This window comes from Streptomyces sp. NPDC101118, assembly GCF_044759445.1.
In the GTDB taxonomy this organism is placed as follows: domain Bacteria; phylum Actinomycetota; class Actinomycetes; order Streptomycetales; family Streptomycetaceae; genus Streptomyces.
Genome location: NZ_JBIVZG010000010.1, coordinates 145,099 through 156,427 on the forward strand (window position 1 = coordinate 145,099; position 11,329 = coordinate 156,427).

At 75.0% G+C, this 11,329-nt stretch carries 10 protein-coding genes; 7 read left to right on the plus strand and 3 right to left on the minus strand.

Features of this window, described 5'->3' with window-relative positions; genetic code table 11:
• Window positions 1-15 precede the first annotated feature (15 nt).
• Window positions 16-648: a hypothetical protein gene (locus ACIQUQ_RS18390; RefSeq protein ID WP_403976865.1), complete on the plus strand. Its 633-nt coding sequence runs from the start codon at window positions 16-18 to the stop codon at window positions 646-648.
• Window positions 649-861: 213 nt separating this feature from the next.
• Here ACIQUQ_RS18390 and ACIQUQ_RS18395 read toward each other — a convergent pair whose 3' ends face one another.
• Together ACIQUQ_RS18395 and ACIQUQ_RS18400 are read right to left on the minus strand one after the other, a co-directional pair.
• Window positions 862-3,225, minus strand: coding sequence for an ATP-binding domain-containing protein (locus ACIQUQ_RS18395; protein ID WP_403976866.1), 2,364 nt, complete (start codon window positions 3,223-3,225; stop codon window positions 862-864).
• Window positions 3,222-4,208, minus strand: coding sequence for an aldo/keto reductase (locus ACIQUQ_RS18400; protein ID WP_403976868.1), 987 nt, complete (start codon window positions 4,206-4,208; stop codon window positions 3,222-3,224). The genes ACIQUQ_RS18395 and ACIQUQ_RS18400 overlap by 4 nt, the downstream gene beginning before the upstream one ends.
• A 93-nt stretch (window positions 4,209-4,301) precedes the next feature.
• On the opposite strand from ACIQUQ_RS18400, the gene ACIQUQ_RS18405 reads away from it, so the two are divergent.
• Both ACIQUQ_RS18405 and ACIQUQ_RS18410 read left to right on the plus strand, forming a co-directional pair.
• Window positions 4,302-5,351, plus strand: coding sequence for an LLM class F420-dependent oxidoreductase (locus ACIQUQ_RS18405; RefSeq protein ID WP_399957498.1), 1,050 nt, complete (start codon window positions 4,302-4,304; stop codon window positions 5,349-5,351).
• A gap of 332 nt (window positions 5,352-5,683) precedes the next feature.
• A complete protein-coding gene (locus tag ACIQUQ_RS18410) occupies window positions 5,684-6,472 on the plus strand; it encodes a ferritin-like domain-containing protein (RefSeq protein ID WP_403976871.1) in 789 nt (262 codons plus the stop codon).
• A 123-nt stretch (window positions 6,473-6,595) separates the two neighbouring features.
• Here the strand turns inward: ACIQUQ_RS18410 and ACIQUQ_RS18415 are convergent, their stop codons facing one another.
• Window positions 6,596-7,579, minus strand: coding sequence for a magnesium and cobalt transport protein CorA (locus ACIQUQ_RS18415; protein WP_403976873.1), 984 nt, complete (start codon window positions 7,577-7,579; stop codon window positions 6,596-6,598).
• Window positions 7,580-7,636: 57 nt separating this feature from the next.
• Here ACIQUQ_RS18415 and ACIQUQ_RS18420 point away from each other — a divergent pair, with 57 nt between their 5' ends.
• From ACIQUQ_RS18420 to mshC, 4 genes are all read left to right on the plus strand, one after another.
• The gene (locus ACIQUQ_RS18420) at window positions 7,637-8,347 is read left to right on the plus strand and encodes a histidine phosphatase family protein (RefSeq protein ID WP_403976875.1); all 711 of its coding nucleotides are present in this window, start codon (window positions 7,637-7,639) and stop codon (window positions 8,345-8,347) included.
• 84 nt (window positions 8,348-8,431) lie between these two features.
• Window positions 8,432-9,022, plus strand: coding sequence for a DUF3090 domain-containing protein (locus ACIQUQ_RS18425; protein WP_403976877.1), 591 nt, complete (start codon window positions 8,432-8,434; stop codon window positions 9,020-9,022).
• Window positions 8,986-9,858, plus strand: coding sequence for an SCO1664 family protein (locus tag ACIQUQ_RS18430; RefSeq protein WP_403976879.1), 873 nt, complete (start codon window positions 8,986-8,988; stop codon window positions 9,856-9,858). Before ACIQUQ_RS18425 ends, ACIQUQ_RS18430 begins: the two co-directional genes overlap by 37 nt.
• A gap of 110 nt (window positions 9,859-9,968) precedes the next feature.
• Entirely contained in the window at window positions 9,969-11,198 is a 1,230-nt protein-coding gene (gene mshC / locus ACIQUQ_RS18435) for a cysteine--1-D-myo-inosityl 2-amino-2-deoxy-alpha-D-glucopyranoside ligase (RefSeq protein ID WP_403976881.1), read from the plus strand.
• Window positions 11,199-11,329: the final 131 nt, after the last annotated feature.

Sequence of the window (11,329 nt, forward strand, 5' to 3'; positions counted from 1 at the left end):
GATAGCGTCTGCACTATGTCTGATGCCGCTCAGCCCACCGCTGCCGAGGTACGCGCCGCCGCCGAGGCGGTCAAGACCGCGCTGGACCGTCACCTGGCGGCGGTCGAAGGCCGGTCAGGGGACGACGACCCGGCCGTCTACGCCGCCTTCAACGAACTGGCCGCAGCGGCCGAGGAGTACGACGAACTGCTCTACGAGCGGTACGACGAGGTGACCCCCTTCGAGATCCCCGCGGGGGAGGGCCAGGCCCCGTACAGCGGGCCCGCCGAACCCACCTCCTTCAGCGTCCTGATCCGCCGCGACTACCTGGTCGCCGAACCCCAGCGGCTGGTCGCCCAGGCCGACCGCGTCGCCGCCCTGCACCACGAGGACGAGCCCGGCGAGGGAGGGGGCACGGCCGAGGCCCTCGGGGTGCTCTTCGGCGAGTACGAACCCGACGAGATCGCCTCCCGCTACAAGGAGTTCGGCCTCGAAGAGGGCGACTCCACGCTCTGGATCACTGCGGCCGAGGAGGCCCCCGAGCCCGGCGAGTGGCTCAACACCCCCTTCGACCACGCCGATCCGGGCAGCGTGCTGCACCGCATCGACGTCAGCTCGGTCTTCGACGACGAACTCGACGACGAGGAACTGGAACCCCTCGACCGCTGACGGTTCCGACCGCTGCCCGTCCCGACCGCTGCCCGTCCCGACCGCTGCCCGTCCCGACCGCTGCCCGTCCGACCGCTGACCGTCCCGACCCCGGGGCCCACGCGACCGCCGGCCCGGCCACCGGCCGGCCCCGGCCACAACGAAAACGGCGCCCGGCAGCCCCCTCAGGGGCCGCCGGGCGCCGCCCGCACCGGCAGCTGCCGGCCCGACGCCCTACTCCGCGGTCTGCGCCGCCAGCGTCCGGAGCAGGGCCGTCAGCCGCGTCGTACGGGGCTTCGGCAGCACCTCCGCCACGGCCCGCGGCAGCGCCTGGTCCACCCCGTGCACCACCGACAGGTGACGCTCGGCCCGCCCGAACGCCGTGTACACCCAGTCCCGCGACAGCGCCTCCGCCGCGTCGCCCGGCAGCACCACCACCACGGCCGGCCAGCGGCCGCCCACCGCCTGGTGCGCGGTCACCGCCCAGCCGTGCCGCACCGCCTGCTCCACGCGGTCCTTCGGTACGACGACCCGCTCGCCCGCGCAGTCCAGGTGCAGCCCCGCCGCGTCGGCCGAGACCACCCGGCCCGGCACCGCCCGGCCCGGGGCCGGCACGTGCACCACCAGGTCGCCGGGGTCGAAGCCGCCGAACCTGCCCGGGCCGGGGTTCAGCCGCTCCTTCAGCGCCGCGTTCAGCGCCCGCGTGCCCGCCGTGCCGCCGTGCCCGGGGGTGATCACCCGGACCTGGTCGGCGGCCACGCCGAAGGCGCGCGGCACCGAGTCCGCGACCAGCTGCACCGTGCGGTGCACGGCCTCGCCGGCGTCCCGCACCGGGACGATCACGACCTCCTTGCCGGGAGCCTCGACCTGGTTCAGCTCGCCCACGCCGATGCCGGACACCAGCTCGCCGACCGGGCCGGGGTCCGGGGTGCGGGAGGCGACCTGCGGGCAGACCCGCGCCGCGATCAGATCCCCGAACACCCGCCCGGCACCCGCCGGTCCGAGCACCGCGGGATCGCCGCTCAGCACCAGCCGCGCGCCGTCCGGCACCGACTCCACCAGCGCCGCGGCGCGGTCCACGTCCAGCTGGGGGGCGTCCAGCACGACCAGCAGGTCCAGCGCGAGCGCGCCCTCCGCGTCCCGGCCGGGGCCCTCCGCGCCGGACAGCAGGCCCGCGACGGTGACCGCGCCGGCCCCCAGCCGGTCCCGCGCGTCGGCCGTGTGCGTGGCCGCGCACGCCCGCAGCCCCAACGACCGGGCGGCGGCCACCAGCGCGGCCGGCTCCGCCCGGGCGGCCTCGCCGCCGGTGTGGACGACCAGGCCGTGCCCCGCCGCCGCGCGGACCAGCTCGGCCGCGGACGGCGACGGCGCCTGTGCAGCGGCCCCTTCCCAGTCGGCGTCCCCGCCCTTGCCGAACGTGCCGATCAGCCGGAACAGGCCGTCCGCGAGGCTCTCCTCGGCCAGCGTGTGGCTCTCCAGGCCCAGCAGGACACGGACCGGAACCTCCTCGTCCGCGTCCTCGGCGTCCTCCGCGTGCTCCGTGTCCCGCGACGCCTGCGGTTCGCCGAGGGGCTCCTGGAAGACGATCACCGTGCCCTCGGAGACGGCCAGTTCCACGGCCCGCTCCGGGTCGGGCACCCCGTACTGCCCGAGCGCGGACGCCAGGACGGGCTGCTCCAGGGCGGTGTGCCCCTTGACCGCCGCCTGCTCCAGCAGCCAGCCGGTCAGGGCGAGTACGCGCCGCTCGTCCCCGGGACCGCAGTCGGGGCCCAGCAGCGCGCGGGCGAAGCCGTCGGCCTGGGCGGGACGTACGGAGGCGACCGCCAGCAGCTGCCAGGGGTCCTCGCGCAGCAGCTCCGCCGCGCCGGTGCCGAGCGCCTCGACGGCGGGCGCGGCCAGGGCCTCCGGGGCGCCGCCGCGGGCCAGCACCTCGCGCACCGCGGCGAGGAGTTCCGGCGTGGCGGCCGGTGCCGGGGCCGGCGCGGGGGCGCGGGGGGCCGGCGGCGGAGCGGGGGCCGCCCGGCGGGGCGCGGGGGCGGCCTCGTCGAACACGGGCCGGGCGGGCTTGCCACCGCCCTCCACGGCGCGCACCGCGGCCAGCAGGTCGGCCGCGGTGCCGCTGAGCCCGGCCCCGGCCTCGATGGGAGCCGTGCGCTCGGCCTTGCGCCGCGCGATGCGCTCCCGCTCGACCTTCTGCGCGGCCAGCTCGGCCTCGGCCTCGCTCAGCTGCGGCGCCGCCCCGCCACCCTCCGCGTCCGCCCCGGCGGCCGCGTCCGTGCCGCCCTGCGCCCCGGTGCCGCCGTCCGCGTCCGCGTCCGTGCCGCCGTCCGCGTCCACGCCGGCGTCCCCGTCCGCGCCGGAGCCGACGCCCTCCTGGGCCTCCGTACCCGCCTCCGCGTCCGTACCCGCCTCGGCGTCCGTGCCCGCCTCCGCACCGTCGTCCGCGGCGCTTCCCGGGCCCGGGCCGTGGCCGGTGTCCGGGGTGTCCTCCGGGTGCGCGGCATCCGAGGGGCCGGCGGCCTCCGCCGCCGTCGGTGCCCCGGTGTCTCCGGGCTCCCCGGTGTGCGGCGCCTCGGGCGCCCCCGGCTCCGTGCTCACAGCTCGCTCCAGTCCTGGTCGGGATAGCGGTGCACCGGCGCGGACACGTCGTCCAGCGCCAGGCGGATCTCCTCGGGAAGACTAAGGGCCTCCACTGACAGCGCCTCCGTCAGCTGTTGCGCCGTCCGCGCGCCGACCACCGGCGCGGCCACGCCCGGCCGGTCGCGCACCCAGGCCAGGGCCACCTGGAGCGGGGTGACCGCGAGCCCGTTCGCCGCCGTCAGGACCGCGTCCACGATCCGGCTCGCGGTCTCGTCCAGGTACGGCGCGACGAAGGGCGCCAGGTGCTCGGAGTCGCCCCGCGAGCCCACCGGGGCGGCCCCGCCCCGGTACTTGCCGGTCAGCACCCCGCGCCCGAGCGGGGAGGACGGCAGCAGTCCGAGGCCCAGGTCCAGGGCGGCGGGCAGCACCTCGCGCTCGACGCCCCGCTGGAGCAGCGAGTACTCCATCTGCGTGCTCGCCAGCGGGGTGCGCGCACCCGGCGCCGCCAGCTGCCAGGTCGCGGCCTTCGCCAGCTGCCAGCCCGACAGGGTCGACACGCCGACGTAGCGGGCCCGGCCGCTGGTCACCGCCAGGTCCAGCGCCCCGAGCGTCTCCTCCAGCGGGGTGTACGGGTCGAAGGCGTGCAGCTGCCAGAGGTCGACGTGGTCGGTGCCCAGCCGGGCCAGTGAGTCGTCCAGCGCGGCCAGCAGGTGCCCGCGGGAGCCGTCGGACCGCCGGTCGGGGTCGGGCACGCTGCCCGCCTTGGTGGCGATCACCAGGTCGCGCCGCGGCACGAGGCCCCCGACGAGCTGCCCGAGCAGGTACTCGGCGTCCCCGCCGCCGTACACGTCGGCGGTGTCGACCAGCGTGCCGCCCGCCTCCCAGAAGGTCTTCAACTGGTCGGCCGCGTCGTGCTCGTCGGTGTCCCGCCCCCAGGTGAGCGTGCCGAGTCCGATCCTGGACACCCGCAGGCCGGTGCGGCCGAGTTGCCTCTGCTCCATGAGCGCTGAGACTACTGGGGGCACTGACGGATCGGACCTGCGCGCGCTACAGTCCCGGCACCAGGACGTTACTGATCGGTAAGGGGACAGGTCATGAGGCTCGGCATCAACCTCGGCTACTGGGGCGCGGGCATGGACGCCGACAATCTCGCCGTCGCGCGGGAGGCGGACCGCCTCGGCTACGACGTCTGCTGGGCCGCAGAGGCCTACGGCTCCGACGCGCCGACCGTGCTCTCCTGGGTCGCCGCGCAGACCGAGCGCATCGACGTGGGCTCGGCCATCATGCAGATCCCGGCCCGCCAGCCCGCGATGACGGCGATGACCGCGGCCACCCTCGACTCCCTCTCGGGCGGCCGGTTCCGGCTCGGCCTCGGCGTCTCGGGCCCGCAGGTCTCCGAGGGCTGGTACGGCGTGAAGTTCGACAAGCCGCTGGCCCGCACGCGCGAGTACGTCGAGATCGTCCGCAAGGCGATGACCCGCGAGCGGCTGTCGTACGACGGCGAGCACTGGACGCTGCCGCTGCCCGGCGGCCCCGGCAAGCCGATCAAGCTGACCGTCCACCCGGAGCGCGAGCACATCCCGCTCTACATCGCCGCGATCGGCCCGAAGAACCTGGAGCAGACCGGTGAGATCGCCGACGGCGCCCTGCTGATCTTCCCGGCGGCCGAGCACCTGGAGGCCACCGCGCTCACCCACATCCGGGCGGGCCGCGAGAAGGCCGGGCTGACCATGGAGGGCTTCGACGTGTGCCCGACGGTCCCGCTGGCCGTGGGCCCGGACGTGACGGGGCTGGCCGACATGTTCCGTCCGTACACCGCGCTCTACGTGGGCGGCATGGGCAGCCGGAAGCAGAACTTCTACAACCAGCTCGCGCAGCGCATGGGGTACGAGAAGGAGGCCGCCGAGATCCAGGACAAGTACCTGGGCGGCGACAAGGCGGGCGCGGCCGCGGCCGTACCGCACCAGCTGATCGACTCGACGACCCTGCTCGGTCCGGTGGAGCGGATCGCGGACGGCATGAAGGCGTACGCGGAGGCGGGGGTCACCACGCTGACGCTGGCCCCGGCGGGCTTCACGCTGGACGAGCGGCTCGCCTCGCTGCGGGCCGGCGTCGAGGCGCTGGAGCTGGCGGGCCTGGCCTAGCGGCGACGGCCGGCGCCGCGGCCGCGTGAGGCGGCCGGGCGCCGGGAGGCCGGAGGCGGCGGATGCGCATCGGGCCCGGGGCGGCGGACGCGTACCCGGTCCGGAAGAGGGCCGCGGCCGTGGTGGGGGCTCGGGGGTCTTCCCCGCCACGGCCGTCACCGCGAACAACGCGCCAGGGGCCCGGGTGGTTACGGGCGGGCGGGCGCCGCACCTCCGCGGGCCCCGCCGGGCGCGTCCTCCGTTCGGCCGAGTCCGTCCGGCACCCGGTTGCCCGCGCACCCCGTCGGCAGTTGACTCGGAGGCCGGGGGTGACCGCGAAAGAGGTGGCAGTCATGCTCTCGGCCCGAAGCCTGTTCCAGGAGATCATCGACAACGACGAGTCCTACCGGCTCTTCTGCTCCATCGCGGCCAGCGGGGAGACGCAGGGCGGCTGGGAGAACGCCCGGATCGCCGCGCTCGTGCCGACGGGCATGGCGGACATGGCCCCGAAGATCACCCGGCACGGTGCCGACGAGGACAAGCACGGCCGGATCTTCCAGCAGCTGCTGAGGAAGCGCGGCCTGGAGCCGGTCCCGGTGCCGCCCGAGACGGACTACACGATGCTGCTGGAGAAGAACGGCATCGGCCTGGCCCACTCGAAGCTGCGCGCGGAGGAGCGGCTGACCGAGGAGGACATCGTCGTCTACCTCTCGCACAGCCGGGTCACCGAGCAGCGGGCCGCGGACCAGATGGTGATGCTCAGGAAGCACTTCGGGGACCACCCCGAGGTCGGCCGGGCCATCCGGATGATCAGCAACGACGAGGACAACCACCTCGCCTACTGCCACGAGGAGCTGCTCCGGCTGAACCACGAGGGGCACGGCCGCACGATCCAGCGGGTGCTGCGCGAGAGCGCGCTCGCGGAGATCGTCGTCTACCGCGACGTCAGCCTGGCCGTGATGGAGCACATGGGCCGGATCCTCAAGTGGCCGAAGGCGAAGTCGGCCGCGCTGGCCGCCGGCATCCGGGGCATGCACGCGTACGAGCGCTTCGCGGGCTGGCACCGCGCGGTCGGCCTGGCCATGCCCGAGCGGCGCGACGCACTCGGCGGGCCGGTCACCCCGGTGCCCGAACCGGCCTGACCCGAGCCGGCCTGACCCGAGCCGGCCTGACCCGAGCCGGCCTGACCCGAGCCGGCCTGACCCGAGCCGGCCTGACCCGAGCTGGTCCGACGCCGGTCGGTCCGGCCCGGAGGGGGGCCGGGGCTACAGCCAGCCGCGGCGCTTGAAGAGCCGGTGGAGCCCCCACACGGTCAGGCCCATCAGCAGCAGCACCCCGGGGTAGCCGAGGCGCCAGCCCAGCTCCGGCATGTGGCTGAAGTTCATGCCGTAGATCCCGGCCACCATCGTCGGCACCGCGGCCATCGCCGCCCACGCGGAGATCTTCCGCATGTCGTCGTTCTGGCGCACGCCCATCTGGGCGAGGTGGGCCGAGAGGGCGTCGCTGAGCAGCCGGTCCAGGCCCTCGACGTACTCGTTGGCCTTGGTGAGGTGGTCGGCGACGTCCCGGAAGAACGGCCGGGAGTGCTCGTGCACGAACGGCACCCCCGGGCCGGCCAGCCGGGCCATCGGCTGGGCCAGCGGGGCGGTGGCCCGCCGGAACTCCAGGACCTGGCGCTTGAAGCCGTAGATCCGCGCGGCGGTGTTCCTGGGGTCCCCGCCGTCCGGCTGGAACACCTCGGTCTCCAGCTCCTCCAGGTCGGCCTGGAGCTCGGCGGCCACCTCGATGTAGTGGTCGACCACCATGTCGCTGACGGCGTACAGCACGGCCGTCGGCCCGTGCCGCAGCACGTCCGCCTCCCGCTCCAGGCGGCTGCGTACGGGGGCCAGCGCGCCGCCCTGGCCGTGCCGGACGGTGACCACGAAGGAGTCGCCGACGAAGACCATCAGCTCGCCGGTGGTGACGGTGTCCCGCCGCACGTCGTACAGCACCGGCTTGAGGACGACGAACAGCGAGTCGTCGTAGACCTCCAGCTTGGGCCGCTGATGCGCGGTCAGTGCGTCCTCGACGGCGAGGGGGTGCAGGCCGAACTCGCTGCTGACGTGCTCGAACTCCTTCTCCGTGGGCTCGTGCATGCCCACCCAGAGGAAGGCGTCGCCGGTGGCCCGTGCCTCCTCCAGGGCGTCGGAGAGGTCCGCCGGCCCGGCCACCCGCTTCCCGTCCCGGTAAATCGCGCTGTCCACAATCATTCGGGCATTCTTCCCCGGCCCCGCCCGGGGCGCACGCCAGCGCCTACGCTGGGGGCCATGGCGACCTTGATCCTGGTGCGGCACGGACGCTCGACCGCGAACACCTCCGGCGTGCTGGCCGGGTTGACCCCCGGCATCGCCCTCGACGAGCACGGCGCCGCGCAGGCGGCGGCCCTGCCGGGCCGGCTGGCGGGCCTGCCGCTGGCCGCGGCGGTGACTAGCCCGCTCCAGCGCTGCCGGGAGACCCTGGCCCCGCTGCTGGCCGCGCGGCCGGAGCTGCCGCTGCACACCGAGGAGCGCATCGGGGAGTGCGACTACGGCGACTGGTCGGGCCGCAAGCTCGCCGAACTGGCCGACGAGCCCCTGATGAAGGTGGTCCAGCAGCACCCGTCCGCCGCCGTGTTCCCGGGCGGCGAATCCATGCGCGCCATGCACTTCCGGTCGGCGGAGGCGGTGCGCGAGTGGAACGCCCGCATCGAGGCAGAGCACGGCCCGGACGCCCTGTACCTGATGTGCTCCCACGGGGACGTCATCAAGTCCCTTGTGGCGGACGCGCTCGGCCTGCACCTCGACCTGTTCCAGCGGGTCTCCGTCGAGCCCTGTTCCGTCACCGTGATCCGCTACACCCGGACCCGGCCCTTCCTGCTCCGCCTGGGCGACACCGGCGACTTCGCCTCGCTCGTGCCGCGCGAGCCGTCCCCCGAGGGCGGCACGGCGGCCGGTGATGGCGGGAACGCGGTGGTGGGGGGCGGTGCGGGCGCGGGTTGATCCACCGGCGCAGTAGGGTGGATGAACCTGAAACGTGCTCTGCCCGCCCTGCGCTGTCGGCGCCGATGAATCTGGAGACTGGACGTGCCCCGTCAGGTGTTCCTCTACGACCCGCCGGACCGCTTCGTGGCCGGCACGGTCGGTCTGCCTGGACGCCGTACGTTCTTCCTCCAGGCCTCCTCCGGCCCCCGGGTCACCAGCGTCTCCCTGGAGAAGACCCAGGTCGCCGCGCTGGCCGAGCGGATGGACGAGCTGCTGGACGAGGTCGTCCGGCGCACCGGCGGCAACGCGCCCGTCCCTGCCGTGGCCCCCGCGGAGGCGGCCGACACCGCGCCGCTTGACGTGCCGGTGGACGAGGAGTTCCGCGTCGGCACCATGGCCCTGGCCTGGGACGGCGAGGAGCAGCGGATGATCGTCGAGGCGCAGGCCCTGGTCGAGCTCGACGCGGACTCGGAGGAGGACCTCGCCGAGGCCGAGGAGCGGCTGCTCCAGGACGAGGAGAACGGCCCGCCCATGCTGCGGGTGCGGCTCACCGGGGCGCAGGCCCGCGCCTTCGCCAAGCGGGCCCTGGACGTGGTCAACGCCGGGCGGCCGCCGTGCCCCCTGTGCAGCCTGCCGCTGGACCCGGAGGGACATGTATGCCCGCGCCAGAACGGGTACCGCCGCGGAGCGTGACGGTGGAGCCGAGCGTGCCCGCCGCCGGAGAAGCGGGACGGACCGGGACCGAGGAGCTGCTCGCCCTCGGTGAGCTGACGGTGCGCGGACGGATCCGCGAGGCGTCGAACGCGGTGCTGTTGTGCGATGTCACGCGTGACGGTGCAACGTCACCATGCGTGTACAAGCCCGTCGCGGGGGAGCGTCCCCTGTGGGACTTCCCCGACGGGAACCTGGCCCGCCGCGAGGTCGCCGCCTACCTGGTCTCCGAGGCCACCGGCTGGGGCCTGGTCCCGCCCACCGTGCTGCGCGACGGCCCCTACGGCGAGGGCATGGTCCAGCAGTGGATCGATCCCGGCCCCGACGCGCCCGAGGAGGCCCTGCTGGCCCTCGTCGAGGGCGAGGAGCCGGGCGAGGGCTGGAAGGCCGTGGGCCTCGCCGACGTCGGGGAGGGCCGCACCGCCCTCCTCGTCCACGCCGACGACGAGCGGCTGCGCCGCCTCGCCGTCCTCGACGCCGTGATCAACAACGGCGACCGGAAGGGCGGCCACCTGCTGCCCGGTCCCGGCGGGCGGCTCTACGGCATCGACCACGGCGTCACCTTCAACACCGAGGACAAGCTGCGCACCCTGCTGTGGGGCTGGGCGGACGAACCCCTCACCGACGAGGCCCTGGCCGTCCTGGACCGGCTCACCGCCGAGCTCGCCGCGGGAGCCCCCCTCGCCACCCGGCTGGCCGAACTGATCACGGCCGCCGAGCTGGCCGCCGTACGGGACCGAGTGGCGCAGCTGACGGCCACCGGACGGCACCCCAAGCCGAGCGGACAGTGGCCGGCGATCCCCTGGCCACCGGTCTGACCTCCGCAAACGGGCCATGCACAGGAGTGGGGCAGGCGCAAGAGCGCCTATTCGGCCAACCGCCCGGATCCCGTTCGTTTCCGGAACAGGTGTCCGGTTAGGCTCAAGGCATGCATGCCTGGCCCGCTTCTGAGGTTCCCGCCCTGCCCGGCAAGGGCCGCGACCTCCAGATCCACGACACCGCGACCCAGGGGAAGATCACCCTCGACCCCGGTCCCGTCGCCCGCATCTACGTCTGCGGCATCACCCCGTACGACGCGACCCACATGGGTCACGCGGCGACCTACAACGCGTTCGACCTCGTGCAGCGCGTGTGGCTCGACACCAAGCGGCAGGTCCACTACGTCCAGAACGTGACGGACGTCGACGACCCGCTGCTGGAGCGGGCCGAGCGCGACGGCCACGACTGGACCGAACTCGCCGAGCGCGAGACCGCCCTGTTCCGCGAGGACATGACCGCCCTGCGGATGCTCCCGCCGCAGCACTACATCGGCGCCGTCGAGGCCATACCCGGCATCGTCCCGCTCGTCGAGCGGCTCCGGGACGCGGGCGCCGCGTACGAGCTCGAGGGCGACGTCTACTTCTCCGTCGAGTCCGACCCGCAGTTCGGCAAGGTCTCCAACCTCGACGCCGAGGCGATGCGGCTGCTGTCCGCCGAGCGCGGCGGCGACCCGGACCGCCCGGGCAAGAAGAACCCGCTCGACCCGATGCTGTGGATGGCCGCCCGCGAGGGCGAGCCCAGCTGGGACGGCGGCACGCTGGGGCGCGGCCGCCCCGGCTGGCACATCGAGTGCGTCGCCATCGCCCTGGACCACCTGGGCATGGGCTTCGACATCCAGGGCGGCGGTTCCGACCTGGCCTTCCCGCACCACGAGATGGGCGCCTCGCACGCCCAGGTGCTCACCGGGGAGTTCCCGATGGCCAAGGCCTACGTGCACGCGGGCATGGTCGCGCTGCACGGCGAGAAGATGTCGAAGTCCAAGGGCAACCTGGTCTTCGTCTCGAAGCTGCGGCGCGACGGGGTCGACCCGGGCGCCATCCGGCTCGCCCTGCTGGCCCACCACTACCGCGAGGACTGGGAGTGGACGGACCAGGTGCTCGCCGACGCCGAGGCGCGCCTCGCGCGCTGGCGCGCGGCCGTGTCCTGGCCGGACGGCCCCTCGGCCGACGCGCTGGTCGAGGAGGTCCGTGAGGCCCTCTCCGACGACCTGAACGCCCCGGCGGCCCTCGCGGCCGTCGACCGCTGGGTGGCGCTCCAGGAGTCCACCGGCGGCTCCGAGGGCTCGGCCCCGGGCGTGGTGTCCCGCACCGTCGACGCCCTCCTCGGCGTCGCGCTGTAGCCCGCGGCGCCCGCCCCACACGACCCGGCCCCGGGCGGGCCCCCCCCCCCGGGCCGCCCCGGGCGGGGGGTTGGGGGCGGCCCACAGCCCCCCCCCGCCCCGCCCCGCGCCCCCCACCCGCTCCCCCCCGC

Coding starts and splice junctions, on each gene's coding strand:
- ACIQUQ_RS18390 (WP_403976865.1), top strand. CDS start 16: ATGTCTGATGCCGCTCAGCCCACCGCTGCCGAGGTACGCGCCGCCGCC.
- ACIQUQ_RS18400 (WP_403976868.1), bottom strand. CDS start 4,208: ATGGAGCAGAGGCAACTCGGCCGCACCGGCCTGCGGGTGTCCAGGATC.
- ACIQUQ_RS18405 (WP_399957498.1), top strand. CDS start 4,302: ATGAGGCTCGGCATCAACCTCGGCTACTGGGGCGCGGGCATGGACGCC.
- ACIQUQ_RS18410 (WP_403976871.1), top strand. CDS start 5,684: ATGCTCTCGGCCCGAAGCCTGTTCCAGGAGATCATCGACAACGACGAG.
- ACIQUQ_RS18415 (WP_403976873.1), bottom strand. CDS start 7,579: ATGATTGTGGACAGCGCGATTTACCGGGACGGGAAGCGGGTGGCCGGG.
- ACIQUQ_RS18420 (WP_403976875.1), top strand. CDS start 7,637: ATGGCGACCTTGATCCTGGTGCGGCACGGACGCTCGACCGCGAACACC.
- ACIQUQ_RS18430 (WP_403976879.1), top strand. CDS start 8,986: ATGCCCGCGCCAGAACGGGTACCGCCGCGGAGCGTGACGGTGGAGCCG.
- mshC (WP_403976881.1), top strand. CDS start 9,969: ATGCATGCCTGGCCCGCTTCTGAGGTTCCCGCCCTGCCCGGCAAGGGC.